Source organism: Streptomyces subrutilus (genome assembly GCF_001746425.1).
GTDB classification, from domain to species: Bacteria; Actinomycetota; Actinomycetes; order Streptomycetales; family Streptomycetaceae; genus Streptomyces; species Streptomyces subrutilus_A.
Map to the genome: position 1 here is coordinate 466,330 of NZ_MEHK01000002.1, position 20,490 is coordinate 486,819.

General features: G+C 70.2%; 24 protein-coding genes and 1 pseudogene. 22 read left to right on the plus strand and 3 right to left on the minus strand.

All coding sequences use genetic code 11. The features are described 5' to 3' along the window. Positions 1–146 precede the first annotated feature (146 nt). The 13 genes from BGK67_RS38115 to BGK67_RS40590 all read left to right on the plus strand — a co-directional run bounded on the left by BGK67_RS38115 (position 147) and on the right by BGK67_RS40590 (position 12,436). Positions 147–2,393, plus strand: a complete 2,247-nt coding sequence (locus BGK67_RS38115) for an ATP/GTP-binding protein (protein WP_244291568.1) — start codon at positions 147–149, stop codon at positions 2,391–2,393. Between the two features lie 15 nt (positions 2,394–2,408). Continuing rightward, on the plus strand, positions 2,409–2,825 hold the full coding sequence (locus tag BGK67_RS35050) for a conjugal transfer protein TraB (RefSeq protein WP_069924576.1): 417 nt from the start codon (positions 2,409–2,411) through the stop codon (positions 2,823–2,825). 76 nt (positions 2,826–2,901) lie between these two features. Beyond that, positions 2,902–5,013 (plus strand): chromosome segregation protein ParM, encoded by a 2,112-nt coding sequence (locus BGK67_RS35055; RefSeq protein WP_069924577.1) that lies wholly within the window; start codon positions 2,902–2,904, stop codon positions 5,011–5,013. Positions 5,014–5,088: 75 nt separating this feature from the next. Next, positions 5,089–5,277 (plus strand): hypothetical protein, encoded by a 189-nt coding sequence (locus BGK67_RS39315; protein WP_069924578.1) that lies wholly within the window; start codon positions 5,089–5,091, stop codon positions 5,275–5,277. Between the two features lie 67 nt (positions 5,278–5,344). Beyond that, positions 5,345–5,875, plus strand: a complete 531-nt coding sequence (locus BGK67_RS35065) for a DUF6197 family protein (RefSeq protein WP_069924579.1) — start codon at positions 5,345–5,347, stop codon at positions 5,873–5,875. A 117-nt stretch (positions 5,876–5,992) separates the two neighbouring features. Beyond that, complete coding sequence (locus BGK67_RS35070; RefSeq protein ID WP_069924580.1) at positions 5,993–6,799, plus strand: hypothetical protein; 807 nt, start codon at positions 5,993–5,995, stop codon at positions 6,797–6,799. A 36-nt stretch (positions 6,800–6,835) separates the two neighbouring features. Further along, entirely contained in the window at positions 6,836–7,111 is a 276-nt protein-coding gene (locus BGK67_RS35075; RefSeq protein ID WP_069924581.1) for a hypothetical protein, read from the plus strand. 96 nt (positions 7,112–7,207) lie between these two features. Further along, positions 7,208–7,429 carry a hypothetical protein gene (locus BGK67_RS35080; RefSeq protein ID WP_069924582.1) on the plus strand — a complete coding sequence of 74 codons (222 nt, stop codon included), beginning with the start codon at positions 7,208–7,210 and terminating at the stop codon, positions 7,427–7,429. 89 nt (positions 7,430–7,518) lie between these two features. After that, positions 7,519–8,079, plus strand: coding sequence for a hypothetical protein (locus tag BGK67_RS35085; protein ID WP_069924583.1), 561 nt, complete (start codon positions 7,519–7,521; stop codon positions 8,077–8,079). Between the two features lie 330 nt (positions 8,080–8,409). Further along, positions 8,410–8,580, plus strand: coding sequence for a hypothetical protein (locus tag BGK67_RS40585; RefSeq protein ID WP_244291569.1), 171 nt, complete (start codon positions 8,410–8,412; stop codon positions 8,578–8,580). A 162-nt stretch (positions 8,581–8,742) separates the two neighbouring features. Continuing rightward, positions 8,743–9,867 carry a tyrosine-type recombinase/integrase gene (locus tag BGK67_RS35095; protein WP_432215540.1) on the plus strand — a complete coding sequence of 375 codons (1,125 nt, stop codon included), beginning with the start codon at positions 8,743–8,745 and terminating at the stop codon, positions 9,865–9,867. Then, the gene (locus BGK67_RS35100; RefSeq protein ID WP_069924586.1) at positions 9,864–10,187 is read left to right on the plus strand and encodes a helix-turn-helix domain-containing protein; all 324 of its coding nucleotides are present in this window, start codon (positions 9,864–9,866) and stop codon (positions 10,185–10,187) included. The genes BGK67_RS35095 and BGK67_RS35100 overlap by 4 nt, the downstream gene beginning before the upstream one ends. Positions 10,188–11,218: 1,031 nt before the next feature. Next, positions 11,219–12,436 (plus strand): hypothetical protein, encoded by a 1,218-nt coding sequence (locus tag BGK67_RS40590; protein ID WP_244291570.1) that lies wholly within the window; start codon positions 11,219–11,221, stop codon positions 12,434–12,436. Positions 12,437–12,443: 7 nt separating this feature from the next. Here BGK67_RS40590 and BGK67_RS35110 read toward each other — a convergent pair whose 3' ends face one another. Then, positions 12,444–13,010 (minus strand): YrhB domain-containing protein, encoded by a 567-nt coding sequence (locus tag BGK67_RS35110; RefSeq protein WP_069924588.1) that lies wholly within the window; start codon positions 13,008–13,010, stop codon positions 12,444–12,446. Between the two features lie 328 nt (positions 13,011–13,338). On the opposite strand from BGK67_RS35110, the gene BGK67_RS40595 reads away from it, so the two are divergent. The 8 genes from BGK67_RS40595 to BGK67_RS35150 all read left to right on the plus strand — a co-directional run bounded on the left by BGK67_RS40595 (position 13,339) and on the right by BGK67_RS35150 (position 17,620). Next, a complete protein-coding gene (locus BGK67_RS40595) occupies positions 13,339–13,698 on the plus strand; it encodes a hypothetical protein (protein WP_244291571.1) in 360 nt (119 codons plus the stop codon). A gap of 469 nt (positions 13,699–14,167) precedes the next feature. After that, on the plus strand, positions 14,168–15,100 hold the full coding sequence (locus BGK67_RS35120) for a hypothetical protein (RefSeq protein WP_079154770.1): 933 nt from the start codon (positions 14,168–14,170) through the stop codon (positions 15,098–15,100). Positions 15,101–15,171: 71 nt separating this feature from the next. Continuing rightward, positions 15,172–15,684, plus strand: coding sequence for a hypothetical protein (locus BGK67_RS35125; protein WP_069924591.1), 513 nt, complete (start codon positions 15,172–15,174; stop codon positions 15,682–15,684). Further along, positions 15,681–15,896, plus strand: coding sequence for a hypothetical protein (locus BGK67_RS35130; protein ID WP_069924592.1), 216 nt, complete (start codon positions 15,681–15,683; stop codon positions 15,894–15,896). Before BGK67_RS35125 ends, BGK67_RS35130 begins: the two co-directional genes overlap by 4 nt. 467 nt (positions 15,897–16,363) lie before the next feature. Then, positions 16,364–16,666 carry a hypothetical protein gene (locus tag BGK67_RS35135; protein ID WP_069924593.1) on the plus strand — a complete coding sequence of 101 codons (303 nt, stop codon included), beginning with the start codon at positions 16,364–16,366 and terminating at the stop codon, positions 16,664–16,666. An 89-nt stretch (positions 16,667–16,755) separates the two neighbouring features. After that, positions 16,756–16,956: a hypothetical protein gene (locus tag BGK67_RS35140; RefSeq protein WP_069924594.1), complete on the plus strand. Its 201-nt coding sequence runs from the start codon at positions 16,756–16,758 to the stop codon at positions 16,954–16,956. Beyond that, complete coding sequence (locus tag BGK67_RS35145) at positions 16,953–17,441, plus strand: hypothetical protein (protein WP_141754170.1); 489 nt, start codon at positions 16,953–16,955, stop codon at positions 17,439–17,441. Before BGK67_RS35140 ends, BGK67_RS35145 begins: the two co-directional genes overlap by 4 nt. Next, complete coding sequence (locus BGK67_RS35150; protein ID WP_069924596.1) at positions 17,438–17,620, plus strand: hypothetical protein; 183 nt, start codon at positions 17,438–17,440, stop codon at positions 17,618–17,620. Before BGK67_RS35145 ends, BGK67_RS35150 begins: the two co-directional genes overlap by 4 nt. Before the next feature lie 55 nt (positions 17,621–17,675). Here BGK67_RS35150 and BGK67_RS35155 read toward each other — a convergent pair whose 3' ends face one another. Then, complete coding sequence (locus BGK67_RS35155; RefSeq protein ID WP_069918714.1) at positions 17,676–18,590, minus strand: IS982 family transposase; 915 nt, start codon at positions 18,588–18,590, stop codon at positions 17,676–17,678. A gap of 70 nt (positions 18,591–18,660) precedes the next feature. On the opposite strand from BGK67_RS35155, the pseudogene BGK67_RS35160 reads away from it, so the two are divergent. After that, positions 18,661–19,043, plus strand: a pseudogene (locus BGK67_RS35160) (NUDIX domain-containing protein). A gap of 210 nt (positions 19,044–19,253) precedes the next feature. On the opposite strand, the gene BGK67_RS35165 reads toward BGK67_RS35160, so the two are convergent. Next, complete coding sequence (locus BGK67_RS35165) at positions 19,254–19,922, minus strand: hypothetical protein (RefSeq protein ID WP_069924597.1); 669 nt, start codon at positions 19,920–19,922, stop codon at positions 19,254–19,256. Positions 19,923–20,490 lie beyond the last annotated feature (568 nt).

Here is a 20,490-nt window from a genome sequence, read left to right on the forward strand (position 1 = left end):
GCGCCCCACACGAAGGGCCGCTCCCGATCCCCGGGGGCGGCCCTTCAGCGATCCCAACGCGTGCCGCGCGTGTCGCGTGCCGCGCGTCACGTGCGCGCGTGTATGCGAGGCCGATGCCGACTGTCAAGCCCAGGAGGAGGGGTCGCGTGTCCGACGACACCGACAGCAACGTGATCAGCCTCCCCACTCGGGGCGGTGATTCCGGCGGAATGCCGGATGCCCCCGATGGCGGGGATATGTTTTATTCCGAACCGTCCGGCAGTAGTGCGGATGACGGTGCTCCTCCGGACTCCCCGGAAGGGGCGACCAGGGAAATCCCGTCCATTCGCGGCCCTATTTCCCCGGAAGTTGCATTGCGGGAAACGGGAATGCCTGACGCCCCCGATGCCGACGATGAGGAATACGAGGAAGGCGAATACGAGCAGCCTCGTTCTCTCGCGGATCGCCTCGGTGACTGGCTGGAACTCCGTTTGGAAGTGGCGCGGGACCGGCACGCCGGTGAAGCGCCGTTCCGTGAGGCGGAAATAGCGCGCAAGGTTGCGCTTTTGGCGGCCCGCACCGCTCAGGAAACGGCGATGATGGAGCAGAACGCAAAGCTCCACACCGCGCAGATGAAAGCGAAGTCCGACAAGACGGCGGCGCGCGGCAAGGCCGACGCGGCGCGGTCTTCCGGCTCCGGCCTGGGCGCCGACAAGGGTGGCCGCTCGAAGGCCGGCGGCGGGGGCAGCTCCGGCGGCTCCGGCCGCGGCGGGGGCCGGGGCTCGGGAACGAACGGGTCCGGCGGCTCCGGTCGCGGTGCCGGGGGCGGCAACTCCCCCAAGGGCGCCGGGAAGGGCTCTGAACGCTCTGCTGGCGGCGGCAAGGGCACCTCGAAGGGCAATGAGTCGTCCGGTGGCCCGAAAGGCCGCCAGAACGGCTCTGGAGGCTCCGGGTCGGGCAAGGCCGGTACGGGCAAGGGCAGTTCGGGCGGCTCCGGCGGCAAGAACGGCTCGGGCAGTCCCGGGACCGGCAAGGGCGCCCCGAAGGGCGACGGCGGCAAGTCGAAGGACTCGCCGGCCGCCAGCCCCCGGGCTGAGCGGGCCCGCGGCCACCAGGAGCGCGCCGCCGCCCGCCAGGCGGCACGCCAGCAGCGGTGCAGCGCCAACCAGGCCGCCAACCTCGCCGACCGCAGCAAGGACCGCGACCAGGACCGCGCCGCCGTCCAGGCGGCGCGCGAGGAACGCCGCAGGGTGAAAGCCGAGCGGAAAGCCGCGGCACGGGCGAAGCGGGAGGCGGCCAAGGCCGCCGACGACCGCACCACCCTGGGCGCGGCCCTCGGGCAGGAAGCACAACGCCGCTGGGACAAGCGCCGCGCGGCGGAGAAGGACAAGGCCGCGAAGGACGGCAAGGCCAAGGTCGACGCCGGTGACGCCAAGGACGCCACCGGCGACAAGGACTCCGAGGCCACGACCAAGAAGATGACCAAGGACGACCCTGAGAAGCCCTCAGACGGTCCGAAGGACGACTCCGCGACCAAGGAGCCGGACGACGGCGAGAAGAGCGGCGAGAAGCCGTCTGACGCCTCCGCAGACACGGACGCGAAGGACGGCACCGGGACGGACGCCGACCCCAAGGCCGACGACGTCAAGGACCCGCCGGACGCCGGTGACAGCGACGACGAGCGTTCCTACAAGGAGCGGATCAAGGACTTCTTCACGAAGGCCGGCGAGGACAACGCCCCGCCCGAGCCGGAGGAGTCCTCGAGGCTTCGGCCCGAGGACCTGGGCGACGTCACGGTGGACCGCCCCGGCGGGCCGACCCGGACCCCGCAGCCGGAACCGGCTGAGGAGGACATCCCGGACGCGGTCATCGTCGACGACCCGTCCGATCCGTTCGGGACGCACGCCCCCAGACCGGCAAGCCTGCCTCGCGCCCCGGAAACCCACACTCAACGTCCCGGAACCACTCGACCAACCCCCGAGGAGAACGATGTGAGCACGCAGAGGGCCTCGACGGGCCAGGGCGCCCTGGGCGCGCAGCACCGCACGGACATCACCTTCGACGAGTACCTGATGGAGATGGCGAACATCGCACTCGCCGCCGGTCTCGACAAGGAAGCCGCCGAGCAGCTCGCCGCCGCCGTGGGCAAGGTCGCGGACGCTCTGCGGGACATGGCTGATGACCTCGTCCTCATGTACGCCGTGACCTACACGGTCACTGAGCTGATCACTGAGCTTGCCGATGCTGCGGTCCGTATGAAGACGCAGGCCGAGCGATGCGCGACGGAGTGTGAGATCGCCTCCGAGGCCGCCAAGCTCGTCGCCGTTGCCGTCGCCCGCACCTACGGCGAGGACGTCAGGGCCATGGACGAGGCGGGCCTTGCCCACGCTTCGGCAGCTGCCCACCACGATTAGGAAGGAAATCCGTCAATGAGCAGCAACCTCGTCCCCCGCCCCAGTGGCGTGGTCGTGCCCGCGGCCGGTGACCACCGCTACAAGACTGTCCAGCAGAAGCTCAAGGCGCTTGCCCAGGCAGTCGACGCGGCCGCCGTCGAACTCGAAACGCTGCAGCGCAGCATGCGTGCCAACGCCACCCGCGCTGAGGGCCTGGCCGTGGACATCGCGAACGCCGAACTCGACCGCAAGTTCATCGAGATGACAAGTCAGGTATCCGTGGCTCTGGGCGGCGCCGCCGTCGAGGCCCGCAAGTTGGGCGAGTGCGCCGGAGAGGTGTCCTCTCTCGCCCACAACGCTCGGCGTTCGCACGCGCGGCTGTACGAGGGCCTGGACGACATCCGCTCCGGCCGCAAGGAGCGCACCCCCAAGCCGGGCTTCTTCACCCGCTAACCCGAACTGAACCCTCTGATGGGCGGCCCCGCCACCGACGGCGGGCCGCCCATCGCCACATCCAAAGGAGACCCCCGTGTCCGTGCCGCGCAGCGTCGCCCTGGAGCGCACCTTCTACACCCTGACCACCCCGGTCCTCGCCGCGGCCCCGAACCTCTTTGCCGACAGCCCCGTCAACACGGTCGTGCAGCTGGCGGGCGCGGCCGGTGTCGGCGGCTGGGTCCTGGCCGCCAAACGCGAGGACTCCGGTGCGGGACGCAAGATCCTGCGCTGGTCGCCGCTGGTACTCGCGGCCGCCGTCGACATCGCCGCGCGGAACACGATCGGCTGGGGCCCGTGGTGCCTGGACGGCATCCTCGCCGCCGGTTGGGCGACGGCCGGCCTGCTGGTGATGCCCTTCTCCCGGCACACCCGCCGCCGTCACCGTCCCGCGCTCGCCGCCCCGGCCCCCGCGACGCAGCTGCAGGCCGCCCCCGAGCCGTCCCTCGCGCAGCCGGACGACGGCGCCGACGCCTTCACCCGCCAGGTCCGCTGGCTGTGGGAGGCCCGCGGCCTGCCCGGCCGCACCATCGTCATAACGGCCACCCCGCACGCGGGCATGCCCAACGACCTGTCCCTGCTGCTGCGCGCCTCCGAGGCCGGACGGCCGATCTCCAGCCTCACCGAGGAAGCGGTAGCCGCCGCGTTCGGTGTCGAGATCGCCGACGTACGGATCGAAGACGTGGTCCGGCAGTACGGGCGTGAGGGCGGACCCGGCTGGAAGGAAGTCCACGTCACCCCCGACCTGAACGAGCGCCGCCGCAAGGCCCCCACCACCCACGAGTGGTGGGCCGACCGGATCGCCGGCGGGCCCGTGCCCGGCTCGGAGTTCATCAAGAAGGTCCGCGACGGCGAGCGCAAGGTCACCCACTACATCGCCCAGGTCCCCGACGAGATGGGCGAGCCGCGCGTCAACCAGCACACCCTGGCCGCCGCGCTGAAGACCAAGTACGACGAAGGCCGGCTGTTCGTCACCGTCGACGGCAACCAGGTCCTGGTCTCCCTGTGGGACTCCAGCCCGCTCGCGCAGGTTTTCCCCGCCACCAGGGAGCTGCTCACCCCGGACAAGGACGGCCGGTGGGTGACCGGCTACCTCGGCAACGGCCAGCCCGCCCGCAACCGCGTCTACACCGACCGGGGCGCCGCCCACGGCCTGTTCGTCGCCCCGTCCGGCGGCGGCAAGACCCAGCTGATGGGCCTGCACGTCGCCGCCGACGCCCTGTTCGGTGCGGTGGTCTGGCTGGCGGCGGAAGCCCCGGACGAGAAGGCCGCCAAGCTGGGCGAGTACACCGACCGCTACGGCGTCGGCGCGCTCTACATGATCCGACTCCTGCGCACCCTGGACGCGCTGATGGAGATCCGCGGCGAGATGCCGTGGGAAGACGGACGGGTCTACGACTGGGACCCCAAACTGCCGGGCTGCCCCTACCGGATGCTGTCCGCCTACCTCGATGAGTTCCTCTCCGCCGCCCGCAACGGCGACTACGGCGCGGAGATCATGGACCTCGCCGAGAAGGTGTCGGTCAAGGGCCGCAAGTACGGCATCGGCCTCAAGGTTGCCGGCCAGTCCATCTACGTGCAGGACGGGTTCACGCAGCTGCTGTGCGAGAACCTGCGCGAGAACTGCATCCCGGTCGTCTTGAAGGTCGCGCCGAAGAAGGTCGCCGAGATGTTCAAGACACTCGGCATCTCCTCCGAGAACACCCCCGACCCGCTCCCCCGCTCCTTCTCCCCCGCGGAGGCGGGCCGGATCGAGCGGGTGATGGCCGGAGAGCCCGAGCCGCCCGCCAACTCCAACACCGGCGGCGCCGGGTGGATCGTCGAAGCCAAGCAGCCCGAGGTCCTGCGCACGCTGCTCATGGACTTCAAGAAGAGCCTGGACGGCTACTTCCCCGACATCGTCGCCAGCCTCACCGACTACGAAATCCGCGAGCTCGAGGCGCGGGACCTGTGGTTCGACTGGACCGAACCGCCCCGGCCCGGGGAATTCGGCCCCGAACCGAGCGATGACGAGGACGGGGACGGGGACGACAAGCCGAAGAAGGGCGGCGGCAAGCCCCGCGGCGGGGGAAAGTCCGCCGCGCGCCGCGACGCGGTCACCTCGCCCCGCCAGGCGCTGGAGGCCATCAAGAACCTCTCCGGCGTCTGACCCAACCCCGCACATCCCCGCAGGGCCCGGTCACATCGGCCGGGCCCTGCTCACACCTGGAAGGACACACCGCTCGTGGCTGTATCGATCTCCGTCGTCGTCCTGCTCGCCATCGTCGTCGTCGTCCTCATCCGAGGCGGCTCCGTACGCCTCTGGCACGCCCTGGCCTGCGCCGCCTTCGGCTTCTTCCTCACCTCCACCGGTGCCGCGCCCTTCATCACCGACGCGATCAGCGGCGTCACCGGCTGGATCTCCACCTTCTGACACCACCCGGCCGTCGGCGTCGACGGCCGCCGCCCCCTGCACCTCCGACGCCTTCCGAGGAGCCCCGATGGCCCACCCCACCCACGCCCCGCCCATACCGGCCCGCACGAGCGCGCCGCCCGCCGAACTGTCGCTGGAGGCCCGCATGGCCGCCACGGACGCGGCGATGACCATCCGGCTGGAGGAAGCCGCCGTCGCCTACGAGGTCAACACCGCGCACATCGACACCGTGCCGGTCGACCTGGGCGACGTCGTCACCCTCCCGCTCACCCCGACGCTCCAGCCCCCGACCCCGTACCCGACCCCGGTCGCGGCGCTCCTTCAGCGCGCGCATCACCGGCTGCTCACCGGCGGCTGGTGCTCCGGCGCCCTGGTCGACGAGGACGGTACCCGGTGTCTGTACGGCGCGATCCACATCGAAGCCCGCAGCGACCAGAGCCTGGAGTCACGCGGCCTGGAGGTCCTGATGGACGCGATCCGCCGCAAGTTCGGCGACGTCGACTCCGTGCCGTCCTTCAACGACGGCTTCGCCAGCGGCCGTACCCCGATGCGGATGCTCGACCAGGCCGCCAGCCTCGCCGACGCCCGCGGCCTCTGACCCCTGCTCCGGACCACCTGCCTCGCACCCGAACCCCTCGCGGTCGGGTGTGGGCCAGGCCCTCCGGCCTGCACACCACCACCTGTCACACGAACCCGATCAAGGGAGCGCCCCGCCATGCAGTCCGACGACAAGCCCATCAACGGCCAGAACAACCCGAGCTTCCTAGACCTGCTCAACCAGACGCCCCCGTCGCCGGACACCGACCTGAACAAGGACCCCGGCACCACGCGCTTCGCCCAGCTGCGCGCCGGGTGGAACGCCTCCTGGGAACAGGGCGGCTTCCTGTACGGGCGGTGGGAGGAACTGCGCCAGGTCCCGCAGGCCGGATGGCACGGCATGGCCAACTGGATCAAGGCCCTGCTGGTCCTCACCGGCGTGTGCGCGGTCATCATCCTGCTCGACACCGCGGGCGACATCTTCGACGCCACCCTGAGCCGCATGGCCGCCGCGGTCCCCGCCACCCGGGCCGGCACCAGCGCCTCCAGCGAGCTGTGGGGCGTAGTCGAGACCCCGGCCCGCTCCTACATCGCGCAGCACGCCGCCGGCCTCGCCGTCAGCAGCTCCGCCGTCTACACCTTCTGGCAGCTCGTGGGTTGGTTCGGCCTGATCGGCGGGTTCATCGGAAGCACCGGCGCCCGCATCACCTGGACCTGCTGGGGCGCGGGAAGCGTCCTCGCCGTGTGGTCCGCGGCCCCGGCCGACGGGCGTACCGTCGCCACCGGGATCGCCGTCCTCGCCTGGACCATCGCCTCCACCCTCGCCCTGCGCGGACTGACCCTGCGCCCGACCTTCTTCACCCACATCCACAACGCCGGCCACCAGATCGAGCCGCACATCCACCTCCCGGCCCCGGCCGCCGAGGCCGCGCCGAACGACGAAGACGACGCCCCGGACAACGTCCACCCCCTCCAGAAGCACTGACCCTCAGCCCGGCCACCTACCCCGAAAGGCACTCCGATGAAGCTGGACAAGAACGAGCTCTGGGCCGGCACCTTCCACGGACGCCATGACGGCGCCCCAGCGAAGGTCACCGCCACCCTCGACGACACCCGCCCCGAGCCGTACGCCTGGACCTGCACCTGCGGCGCGCGCCGGTCCTTCCTGACCGACGAGGACGTGTTCGACACCGCCTGGCGGCACACCCACCCCACCCGCCTCGACCGGCTGCGGCAGTGGGCCGCCCGCCCGCCTGCTCCGCACCCGCACCGCCCGCTGACCCGACGCTCTGCCTAACCCTCGCCCACCCCGCCCCGCGGGCGCGGCGAGGACCGGACAGGCCGCCCGGCCGCACGCACCACCACAACCGCGAGCGAGAAGGAGACCACCGCTTTGGCGAAGCCCCCGACCGTCATAGGCGTGCTCACCGAGCACCCGGCCCCGACCTGGTTGACGGCCAACCGCCACAAAATCTTCGGCATCGGCGGGCTGCTGATCGGCTACCTGATCGGCACCCACCTCCACGGCGCCCCGCAACAGCAGCAGGGCCCCGTCACGCCCGCTCCGGTCACCAGCGGAGCACACCGCACGCCCACGGCCCACATCGCCGCATAACCGCCCCGCCCGCTGCGCCCGCCGACACCAGCCCGACGTCGGCGGGGCGCAGCGCTGACCACAGCCGACCAGATCCGGAGAAGGACGCGATGTACGAGCTCGACCACCACACGCCCTACCGGCACGCGCGCTACCAGTTCACCCCGCTCCCGCTGATCCAGCGCGGGCTCGCCTACCACGAGGCCGGCCACGTCGTGCTCGGCCAGCTCGTCGGCTTCACCTGCGAGCGCGTCCGGATCCACACCATCACCCGCGACGGCGTCACCGGCTGGACCGGCACCACCACCTGGGCCCGGTCCTTCGGCACCTACCTGGACATCGCCGTGGTCTGCGGAGCCTCCGGCCAGGCCGCCGACCTCCACCAGCTCGCCGAGTCCGGCCGCCTCACCCCCGAGACGGCCCACCTTGCCGAGGCCGACCACGACAAGCAGATGGCGCTCAACATCCTCACCGCCGAGATCGTCCCGGTCACCGAGACCGGCCCCGCCCCCGAAGGCGGCCTGGCCTGGGACCACGTCCTGGCCACCGCCCAGCAGCGCGTCGACCGCGAATGGGACCGCATCACCGCCGTCGCCGAAGCACTCCTCGCCGCACCCGACTTCACCCTCACCGGCACCCAGGCCGCGCAGATCGCCGGCATCACCGCCTGATCCGAGCACCGCCTCACCGACGACTGGAGGAACCGCCCGTGCTCATCCCCCGCCCGCGCCGCCGGATCGGCCGGCCCCGCCCGCAGCGCCCCGGCCCCCGCTACCCGCACCGCCCCGACCGCCTGCCCACCGCCGGGAGCAGGTGATGCCACGCCCGCGGAAGAAGCGCCGCCGCCGCGAGGTGAACCGGGTGCCGCGCAGCGACGCGGCGCTGCCCGAGTACGACCGCAACATGGCGCCCGACGGGCTCGTCACCCGCAGGCAGTTACGGGAGATGGGCCTGAGCCCCGGCAGCAACTGCGGCCCGGTCGCGATCCTGCGCTGCAAGCTGTGCGCCACCCGGCCGCAGTGGTCCTGCACCACCCCACCCGCCGCTACCTGCTCCGCGTCGACCTCGCCAAGCCCAAACGCGTTCCGACGCTCGCCCAGGAGCGGGCCCTCGATCAGGCGATGGCGGCTCGACAGACCTGCGGCGCGTGCGGCCGCCGGCTCTACATCTAGAAACAGGCTGCGGTATTGCATTCGATGCAACATCCGCCGTGTTGGGCCGGGTCGCCTACCTGCAGGTGGGGTTCACGTTAGCGCTCCGCCAGCGCCTGGTGCTGCGTCCTGACCAGGCCGCCGTTACCAACTCAACGATGTTGCGTTAGATGCATCGTGAGTGTGGTTGATGAACTGCCTGGGGCTGCGCATCTGGTCTTGGCCGACGGAGTCGTGCACCTGGATCCAGAACCCGCGGTTCTGGAAGCGATGCTGGAGGGGCGGGCGCGCCAGCAGCGCACGCGATTCCTGAACTTCGAGTCGACGATCCGTCCCAGAATCTCGTTGGTTCGGAGGCTGGTCGCCTTCACGAATGAGTACCCGTGGGAGTGGGCTCCAGGGGAGGTGGAGGCCTTCTTCGACCACCTGCGGACACGCCGTCCGGGCAGGCCGTTGACGTTGTCGACAGCCCGGAACTACCAGAACGACCTGAGGCTGTTCTTCGACTACGTCACCGATGCCCGGTATGGATGGCCAGCCACGTGCAGAGAGCGCTTCGGACAGGCTCCGGTTCAGGTCCTCCACGAGTGGAACACGGTCACGCACACCAGCGGGTACGAGGGGGCCGCGGAGCGCCGGCCTCTCACGTACGACGAAGTGCAAGGTCTCTTCGACGCGGCGGACGGCCGTGTCGAAGAGATCCGGAAGCGGGGGCGCAAGGGCTCACTCGCCGCCCTGCGTGACGCCATGGTCCTGAAGGCGGTCTACGCCTACGGCTTGCGGCGCCAGGAAGCATGCGGCCTGGACCTGTGTGACTTGCGACGGAATCCGAAGGTCGCTGCCTACGGCCGTTTCGGAGCCGTCTTCGTCCGTCACGGCAAGGCGTCCAAGGGCGGCCCTCCCAAACGCCGCACTGTCCTGACCGTTCCAGAGATGGACTGGATCGTGGACGTTCTTGACCAGTACGTTGCCGAGGTCCGCCCGGCATTCCTGCCGGGCAAGCATCCGGCGTTCTGGATCACCGAGCGGCGGGGACGGATGTCTTTGCGGCGACTCAACGACGCCTTCGAAGCGGCTCGCCGGTCGGCTGACCTGCCGGAGGAGCTGGATTTGCACTCCCTGAGGCACAGCTATGTGACCCATCTGATCGAGTTCGGTTATCCGGAGAAGTTCGTCCAGGACCAGGTCGGCCACGCGTACGCCAGCACCACGGCCATCTACAGCCACGTCTCGGACGAGTACCGAAACCGGCTCCTGCTGAGGTCGCTGCAGGCCCGGCATGGCGACCTTTGGGAGCAGGAAACATGATCCGGAAGATGGGCATCGCCTGGCAGCTGAGGATCCGGATGGCGGAGAAGGGCATGTTCCAGACCACCGACCTTGTCCCCCTGCTGGCCGAGCGCGGCGTTCACCTGTCGCGCGAGCAGGTGTTCCGTCTCGTGACTCAGACGCCGCAAAGGCTGTCCATGGACACGCTTGCCGCGCTGTGCGACATCCTCGGATGCGAACCGAACGACTTGATCCAAGTCGAAGTTGCCAACGCCGGGGAACGCAAGGCGGCCGGCGAGCAGATGCAGGTGCGGCCGCAGACGCGCCACACCACGATCCGGCGCCCGGGGACGGCGTGAGCGCCCCGCTCCGTACCGACGAGGCGCATCGCCGGGTGGTCGCCCATCTGACCTCACACCTCGCGGGCGTGACCAGTGCTCAAGCACGGGAGGCGCTTGAGCAGGCGAAGATCACAGCCCGTTCCTGCGTCAGCCTGTCTCGCCACCTCGAGCACCACGCAGACGCTCTGATGAATCCCGGCCCGACTCCACCAGCGACCCTCGTGCGTCTCGCCCATGCCCTGGCGGCTGCCGGGCACGGGCCAGTCGCTTTGCCGATGTGTACCGGCTGCGGAAAGACCTCTCCTTACCTCACCCACCGCATTGCAGCCGGACGTTGCTGTTCGAGCTGTTCTTACCGAGTACGGCCGGCGAAGACCTGCGCGGGCTGCGGGCGACAGATGCGGATCAACGGCGTGGGGCCGAACGGGCCTCTCTGCGGTACCTGCTATGGCAAACATACGGCCACGGCATGCGGGGGATGCGGACGCGTACGGCGGGCATGCTGGCGCATGCCTGACGGCAGCGTCCGCTGCCAGGGATGCCGCGAGCGTCCCGAACACACATGTGTCGGCTGCGGGACCCAGGCCCCTGCTCAGGCCCTCTCGGAAGACGGCCCCGTCTGCCGCCGGTGCTATCAGCAGCCAAAGCGTCCTTGCGGAGAATGCGGGGAAATCCGCATCATCAACAAGCGCGCCGGTCAGGACGCTCCAGACCTGTGCTCCGCCTGTTACCGCCCGCCCCCTGTTGCCTGCTCTTCCTGCGGACGGATCCGACGCTGCGCTCAGAAACGGGCAGGTCAACCCCTCTGCCAAGGCTGTGCTCCCCGGCCTCGGCGCGCGTGTATCCGCTGCCTTCGCGAACTTCCAGTCCATGCCGAGTGGCCCATGGGGCCGGTGTGCAAGAACTGCTACACAGCAATCCGCAACCACCCCAGTGCCTGCCATCAGTGCGAACAGCGCAGACCGCTCATCAGCGTCACCGACGGGGGCCGCAGCATCTGCGGGCCCTGCGCAGGAACTGATCTCACCTACGCATGCCAGCAGTGCGGCGTGAACGACAAGCTCTACCGCGAGCATCTGTGCACCCGCTGCTTCGCAACGAAGCAATTGGGCAGAGCGCTTGGCGCGGACGGTGCCGCCACTCCGGTAGCTGTGCAGGACCTGCACTCGGTTCTCGCGGGGGCCGGCCGCCCGCGTCGGGTCCTGCACTGGCTGACCCTGAGCGGCGTTCCGGCACTCATGTCACAACTGGCCGGCGCCGAGGATGTCACCCATCAACATCTGGACGATCTGCCTAACACGCCGTCCACCCGTTACATCCGCGACGTCCTCGTCGCGGCGGGCGTTTTGCCCGTGAGGGATGAACGCCTGGAGGGCCTGCCCCGCTGGGCAGACGCTCTTCTACGACAAGCACCTACACACCACCGACACCTCGCCACCCCCTTCGCACACTGGTACCTCCTCCACCGCATCCGCCGGGCCAACCGGCACCGGGCCCTGCGTGCCAGCACTGAACGCGGGATGCGATCCAAACTGCGCCGGGCTCTGGAACTGCTCGGCTGGCTCGACGAAACCGGCATCGGCCTCGGGCAGCTGGCGCAGCCGGCACTCGAAGAGTGGGTGGAGGAAGGACCTGCCAACCGGCGGGACGTACGAGCCTTCATCACCTGGGCTCGGAGCCGCCACCTCGCCGGGGATCTCACCATCCCACCGGCTGTCGTTCCCGTACCGAGCGCCTTCACCACGGAAATAGAACTGACAGATCAACTGCACCGGTGCCTGTGTGACGACGCCATGCCCATCGACGTTCGAACGGCTGGCGCCCTCATGCTCGTGTTGGGGCTCCAACCCACCAAGCTGCTCGAACTCACGGTGCACGACCTCGTCGACGACGAGACAGCCGCGTTCCTCACCCTCGACGGCCAGCGGATTCCACTGCCGCCGAAGGTCGCCCTCCTGGTCCGCGCACTACGCGACCGATGCCAAGAACGCTGGCAGCTCAACCAGACGGCCAGCACCACCCCATGGCTGTTCCCAGGACAGGAGCCCGCACGTCCACTCGGCGCGACCTACCTCAGCTTGAAACTCCGGCAGCACGGAATCACGCCCCGTGCCGGTCGCAACAGTGCTCGCCTCGCACTGGCCGCCGACCTGCCTGCATCGGTCCTCGCTGATATCACGGCGACCAGCATCAGCAGCGCCACCCGATGGACCGGATACGCCAGGCACGACTGGCTCGACTACATCGCCACCCGCCAGCGGAACTGACGCCAGATCAGCCAGCGCTCGATACGGCCCCACGGATGGTCGTCGCAGTCAGTACCGGATCGACAGAAGGCACCAGCTCCTTCGTGGCGACCTTCACGAGATGATCCGGAACAATGCCGACCTGCAAGGCGCCCACGTACTCGATGACCTCGGCAAGCGACAGCACCGGCAGCCTCTGACGCAGGGTGTGCATGGCATGGATCCGCCCACGAGCAGCCGCCACACCAAGGACCTCATCGTGTAGATCATCCGCCGCGGTCCGCACAGCCTGGCCCCGGATGCGGATTCGGTAGTCCTCCTGCCACCCATCGGTTACCGCCGAGACGACGCCGATCTGGTGCAGGCTCCCGTCGAGTCGATCGACCAAATAGGGCCCGTTCCCAACAAGCATGAAGTCCGTATTCCCGGTGCGCAGATACTCCTCGGACGTCCAGGAGACGATCCACACCAGCTCGTGCTCCCTCACACCCGCGATGGCCAAGAGAATCGGGTCCGAGCGCAACGCGCGGTCCGCCTCGTAGTCGCGTGCCAGCTGTTCTTCAACGATCTGGACTGCGGTTTCTCGATCGATCACGTGTGCAGCATCGCGCACAGCCTCGCCCGGGAACCAGTCGATTTCACACCGCCAGAGTCTCGGGGGGCGCTGCGTCCGGAATACGACACTCGCGCAACAAGTGCTCTCCGCCAACACTCGGGTGCTGCCTGGAGTGCTTCGACGGCACCCCCGTGGACTCGAGCAGCTGCATGACGGCCCCGGCCCCGGTCACGCACCGGCTGGCCGCGTGAACCAAACCCGTCCCGACTGCACAGGCCGGGGCGGGGCCCGCACAACGGGGCGGCCCCAGCACCGGCAAAGTCCGGCCGCCCGCTTCTTCACCCTTCGAGATCAGGAGAGATCCAGCATGACGCACCGTCCCGCCGTCTTCGCCGCCCTGCTCGGACTGATCCGCGCCGGAAGCGCCATCGGCGACTTCTGGGTCCAGTCCGACTTCTGCGCCCGCGTGAACGGCGCCTCCGACGACCACCCGGTCACCTTCACCGACCCCGTCACCGCGAAGGAGACCACCCACGGCACCGCCGACGGCCGCAAGGCGTGCCTGCATCACGTTGCTTCTGTTGGGCTGGTGACCCAGGAGCCCTCCCCTCGGCAGGCATCTGTGCTGGTCAAAGCCTCAAAGATCGGTGCCACGGTGGTCGACAGATGTCGTGCATGGAATACGAGATCATGGGCGCGGACCGATCGGGGAAGACACAGGGGGTAGGGGAATCATGGTGGCGTTCCACGCATCCGCGCTGGACGGAGTGGCCCGAAATTCGGCGCTGCCGACGCCGCTGCTGCTGCGCCTGCTCGCCTTCGAGAGAGACGGTGACCGTCCGCCCCGTGACGCTCTTCAGCGGGCCGGAATTCCCGAGTCGGCCGTCGCGCTGATCCTGGCCCACCCGAACCCGGGGTCCCGGATCGATTTCGCCATGAGTGCCAGGGCGGAGCCTGCACAGCGGGCCCGACTCACAGACGATCCTTCTCCCAAGGTGCGGGCCGCGCTTGCATATGGACCCGAGGTGTACGATCCGCGCGCAAAGGTCGCGCCGCTCCCGGACACCGTGTGCGCCCGCCTACTCGACGACCCAGATCCTTCCGTACGCACGGCAATGCTGGAATCGCCCCATCTGGCGCCGTCGTTCGTGGCATCGATGGCCACTCATCACCGTGCGGCAGCGCGCCGGGAAGCGGTGCGTGCATGGGAGGCCCTGTCGGCGGGCGAGAGGTCGGCACTGCTGGCCGACCCCGACCCCGAGGTACGGCGGGCCGCGGCGCTGCAGGAGTGCCGTCGGGACGTCCACGTCACCGCCGAACTCCTCCGCGACCCGAAGTCCGCCGCCGAGGCACTGCGCCGCGGGCTCCTTTTCCGCACCGACGCCGAGCGGTGCGTCGCCGAGCGGACGCACTTGGCCGCCCTTGCCGAGAACCCGTCGCTGCCCCCCGACCTCGTGGAGCGCCTCGCCGTCAACCCCGACGAGGACGTACGGCTCGCCGTCTCCCTGCGGCCCGAGCTGGACGAGACACGGCGCATGGGGATCGACTTCACGGCCGGGGACCTCGACAGGGGCGAGGGCGTGCGGTGGGTACGGGACGGGCTCGCCGAGCCTGAGGTGCTGCGTCGGGCCGCGTCCTCCGCTCACCCGCTGCTCCAGCGCGCCGCCGCCTGGAGCCCTCACCTGCCGCCCGATCTGCTGCGCCTGCTCGCACGCGTCGAGGACCCGGTGGTGGAAAACCTCCTAGGCATTCACCACCCCGACGCTCCGGAGGAGGTCCTGATGCGGGTGTTCGCGCGGCTAGGCGGGACGTTCTCCGCCTGGATGGCGGAGACGCACCCTCGTTTTCCCCGCGAGGGTCTCGCCGCCCGCTACGCGGACCACCTGGACGGGAACTACCGCCGCCTGGCCGTACGGGATCCGGCCGCCACACCGGAGCTGATCGAACGGCTCAGCCGCGACCCCGTCGTCTGGACGCGTCAGGCGGCGGCCCGCGACCCGCGCCTCCCGCTCCACCGGCTCCGCGAGGCCCTCCTCGTCCCCGAACTGGCCTCCAGCGCGGGTGCTAACCCGGCGCTCCCCGAGGACGAGATGGCCGCCGTCCTGGACCGGGCTGGCGTTCCCGCCTGACTGCCGGGCGGAACCGACTTGCTCGCACCCCAAAGTGAAGGCCGCGATCCTCCGACCCCGCCTTGCGGGCCATGTGGCTCGCCTCGAACAACGCCTGTCCGAAGCCCTTGGTCAAGACGCCTGGCCCGCCACTGGCCTCCGCGATCCCACTGACTCAGACACCCTGCGTCGTCGCGGACAACCTCTACCGCCTGGAGGCGCTGCTCAAGCCGCTCAGCGACGCCCGGCGCGCGGAACTCGGCTGGAACGGCAGCGAGGGCTCGGGCGACCTGCTCCTGGTGCGCCGCTACATCGGCCCGGAGATCTGCTGCTGTGGCGCTGGCGCGACGGCTCGCAGCTCGCCGACGGAGACCGCGTCGCGGAGAGGTCTCGGAGCGGACCGCCTCGTTCTTGCCCAGCGCAACGACGTCGACGGTGCGGGCGACGCCGGCTTCGACGTCCTGGTCGGCTGCCTGACCGGCGAGCTCATGCACGACCCGGACGTGCGCTGCACCGTCCACGGCCCGCACGGATACGACCAGGACGACGACCTCGAGGGCCGCACCGACCTGGAAGCCGAGTACGCCGAAGCGGTCCGCGGGTGAGCCGCGCCCCCGACGGCCCGTACCCGCACCCGCTCACCCCGGCCGAACTCCCGGCCGGGGACGAGTGGCTGTACGGCTGCGACGACTGCCAGCTGCCCGTGCAGGGCGGCGCGGCCGGCCTGGCCGCACACCGGCGCACCGTCCACAACCCCCGCCGTGACTACGGCGACCGCCGCATCCCCATCACGATCCGGCTCGACCTCGAATTCTGACCCGACCAGCACGCCGAAGGAGCACCGCCCATGCCCATGTCCGCCGCCGCGAAGGCGGAGTACGACGCCCACGCTCAAGCCCTGCGCGAGCACGGCGCGATGAACGCGCGCCGCCTCTGGCCGCGCCAGGCGCTGCTCTACACGACCGTCAACGGCGCCCAATTCCAACCGTTCCCCTCCCGGCAGCCCGCCCGGTCCGTGGCCCCGGCCGTCCACTCCGCGCTCAAGAAGCCCACCGTCCACGAGTACGACGTCGCCGCCCGCGACGGCTCCCCGCTGCGCATCGTCTACATCCGCCACGCCCCCGGCACCTGGTCCGGCGGCGGGGACGTGATCGACGTCTACGAGATCCCGACACGCTTGAGTGATGGTCCTCCGTGCTGCCCCGACCCTCTGCCGCCGCCGGCCGGGGCCGGGGCGGTCGCGGTGGTCCCTCACCACCGCAAGCACGAGAGGAGTTGGACGTCATGGCCAAGGACTACTTCGAGGTGGACGTCCCGATACGGAGCACCGAGTCGCCGGGCCTGCGCGGCGTGCACGTCTTCACCGGCCGGGCCGAGAGCGACAGCGCCGCCATCAAGGCCGCCCACGAGGTCTACGATGCGGCCCGCGCCGCGGCGGAGGCCGGACTCGAAATCCCCCACGGGCGTCCGGACGGCTGGGGCGCCTGCGGATACCGGCCCGGCTGGGAGCTCGACTGGCCCGCCGCGAAGGCCGGCCCCTGGAAGAGCCCTTACAGCTGGCTCAACTCCAGCCCAATCGAGCTGTAGCTCTGCCCCGGGACAGCCGCTCTGCTTGGCGGCTTCGACGGCTGCCCCGGGCCCATCCATCCCGTACGAGACGAGACGGAGACCCAAGTATGTCGTCCCACCGCGACGTCGACCACGCCCTCGCCTACCCGGAACCGCCGGCCTCGCCGCTCTGGCACCGCAGCGGCCCCAAGGCCCGGCCGATCACGCCCGGCCAGCAGCAGCGCAACTGCGAGCTGCAGCTCCGCGCGCAGTACACCCCCCGACCCCGCTCCCCGCGCACTGCCAAGACCCGGACGGAGGCCCGATGATGACCAGCCCCCAGACCAACCTCGCCATAGACGGCTACGTCGACGCGATCCCGGCCCCCGGCACCAGCTGGGGCACCGCCACGTTAGACCTGATCCACTCCCCCGCAGACGCGGACCGGCTTGCCCCCGACGCCCCGGACACCGTGTACGCCTGCACCACCGCCGACCCACGCATCGCCGACGTACTGCTGCGCGAGATCCAGCCCGGCGACCTCCTGCGCGTCACCGGCAGCCTCGTCCCGCCCGCCGCAGAAGGGGCCCCGGGACGGCTCACCATCGACGCCCTGGAGGTCCTGGACGCCGCGCCGGCCCCCGTGCTGTACGACCTCGTCCTCGAGCGCTGGGGCAACTACGCGACGGTCTTCGACGCCGGCCGCGACGGCGTCCCGGTGTTCACCGTGGACGGGAAGTGGGTCGGTGAGGCCGCCAGCCCCGACGCCATCAGCGACCTGATCGACGCCTTCGAGAACGGCGGCCCGCGATGACGACCAGCCTCCCCGCGCAGCGCACCATCCTGGAACGGTTCCCCGCGGGCCACCCCCGCGGCTCCTGGCCCGCCGACGAATACGCCGCCGCCCAGCGCGCTCAGGGCACCGACGCCCGCGTCGTCATGGACCTCGCCAGCGACCAGTTCCTCGTCGTCACCGACAACGCCCACGCCTAACCGAAAGGCGAACATGACCGAGACCGAGACCATCTAGATGATTGATTCCAAGGCCTTAGTGGTCGTAGGCGGTCAGTGATCGGATGACTGGTCCACCGGTCTTGTGGTTGTGCCATATCGCGGCGGTCAGGGCGAGGAGTCGTTGCAGGACCCGGACGGTGACCCCTGCGGGAGTGCGGCCGCCGTGCCGTTCGAGGTCGAGTTGTCCCTTGAGGGTCTGGTTGACCGACTCGATCAGCTGACGCAGCGGTTTGAACAGCTCGGCTCCGGCCCGTTCGGGCTCACCCTTGCGGGCCGGCCGCAGAAGCCGGACGCCCAGGTCGGCGAGGTCCCTCTCGAAGGCGCGGCCGTAGTAGTTCCTGTCCGCCAGCAGTGTCGGTGGTGGCCGGTTGGCGAGCAGGCCCGGTTCAATGTGGAAGATGTCCAGCAGCACTTCGCGTTCGACGGCTTTGGCTCCGGTCAGCGCGAAGGCAATGGGCAGGCCGTGCAGGGTGCAGACCAGGTGCAGGCGCAGCCCCCAGAAGAACCGTGAGTGGCTGGCGCAGTAGCCGTACTCGGCCCATCCGGCCAGGTCGGAGCGTCTCGCGGTCTCCCGGGAGCGTCCGCACTCCACCGGTGTGGAGTCCACGATCCACACGTCATCGGTCCAGAGTGCGGTGTCGGCGGCCAGCTCCCGCAGGACCTGTCTGACCAGGCCCGACGCCCGTCGCAGGCGTTTGTTCCAGCCCGGCTGCTGGGGCAGGTACGGGAAGAGATGCCGCAGGCGGGCGTGGGCGTGGCGCAGCCAGCGTGCCTCGGAGACGAAGCCCAGCAGGGCCTGCATCACCGCGAGGGTGACCAGTTCCGCGTCACTGAGCTTCGGCTCCAGGCCCACCCGCGGCCGCCACGGAGCAAGATGCGGCGAAGCCTTCAAAAGGTCATCGACCCGCACGTACAGTGCAGTTGCGAGGGTGTCTATCTCGGTCGTCACAAACTGAGAGTGGGCACCCTCGCGTCCGTGCAGCTACCCCTTGGAATCAATCATCTAGTACACCGCCGACGTGGTCGCCGTGACCCCCAGCGGCCACGTCCTGCTGATCGAGCGCGGCTGGCCGCCCTTCGAAGCCATCTGGGCGCTGCCCGGCGGACACGTCGATGCCGGGGAAGCGCCGTACGTGGCTGCAGCCCGCGAGCTCGCCGAGGAGACCGGCGTCTACGTCCACGTCGGCGTCCTGCACGAGATCGGCGTCTGGGACCAGCCCGACCGGGCCCGCGCGGCAGGTACGTCACCTTCGCCTACACGGCCGTGGTCCCCGACGGCACGGAAGCCACCGCTGGGGACGACGCCCGCACCGCTTGCTGGTGGCCCCTGAGCGACCTGCCCGAGCAGCTGGCGTTCGACCACGCCGACATCATCAGCGCGGCTGTAACCCCTAACTCCTGACGAGCCCCCCGGAGCGCCGCCTCGGCCGGAAAGGTCGGGGCGGCGCTCCGCCCGTTCCTGTCGCTTCACCAGCATCCCGGAGGCACCGTCATGCGCCTCCGCCTGATCTCGTTCGGCTACCTGCCCGCCTCCCCCGGGCCCGCCCGCGGCCGAGTGCATCGAGGACATCGCGACCGGCTCCGCGACCCGGCTGCCGCCCGCGGTCCTAGCTCAGGGTCTGGCGTACCAGCCGTTTTCGCCGCTGCCTTCCGACGGGTCGTACGACTGGTGCAGTCCGAGCAGCGCGGCCACCAGCCGGGGGTCCCAGCTCCCGTCGAGGATGCGGTACTCGTCCGCGACTCCGCGGAAGACGAGGTGCGCCCGGCGTGAGGAGTCGCGCCAGATCACCCTGCGCGGCTTGCCGAAGGCGTCGTCGCCCTCGCCGAGCAGCGACAGGAGCAGCCACACCAGGCTCACGGGCAGGCCGAGGGGCCACCACACCGCCCACCAGAACAGGCGCCCGCGGAAGCCGCGCACGGAGTGTCCGGTCACCGACTCGACGGTCCAGCGCGCGCGGGCGCCGCGCAGGGCGCGTCCGCGTCGGTACGTGATCCGGCCCAGCGGGGCGCCGTACGGGTCGTCGACGCGGTACACGGCGGGGCGTCCGCTCACGCGCGAGCCTGTCTCCTCCGTCGACACCCGGGCGATCGCGGTCTGGCCCTCACCGACGACGTCGAAGGTACGGGCGGAAGGGTGCGCGGCGCCTGCGTGGCCGTCGGGCGTGCGGCAGAGCAGCCCGATGGCGACATGCCCGTCGCGTCCCGCGTCGTCGCCGTGGCGGACGACGACCGGCAAGGCCGTCCCGTACCGCACGTTGTACGTCATCCGCCCCTGGGCCACGCTCTGTCCTTTCCCCGCGTCGCCGCATGGCGGCGCTTCCGGCCCTCATGATCTCATTCGCCGTTCAGGCATCCGGGGGGGAAGTCCGGGACCACGAGTAGCCACTTCTGCGACCCGCCGGGCACTCCCCTGGGCCTGTCCCGGTTGGTGGTGGCCCGAAGGGGCCGTTACACCGGGATAGGAGGAGACGCATTGGCCGATGACGACTATTGGCGATCATTGCCCCAAGCCCCCGGACCACGGCTGCGGATGGGAGTGGGACGACACCTGGCGCATGGTGGGGGCCGGCGATCGAACCCGGCCCCCGCCGATTACCGCCCTGCGGCCTCGTGAGCAGAAGGCGCCACCACCAGTATCAGCAGCACAACCCCGACGACGATGCAGCAGTGGCGCGCTGAAAACTCCTATCCGAGCCACTGCTTACATTGCTCGCCGTACGCGCTGTTGAGCGGTGACCTCAGAATCCGCCCATCTCCGCAGGCGCCCGGGCCTTCTTGCGGTGGGGCCCTGCTTGACCCGACCACGACGATCCGTGCCAGCGGGTGCTTACGGCGTAAGCACCCGCCCA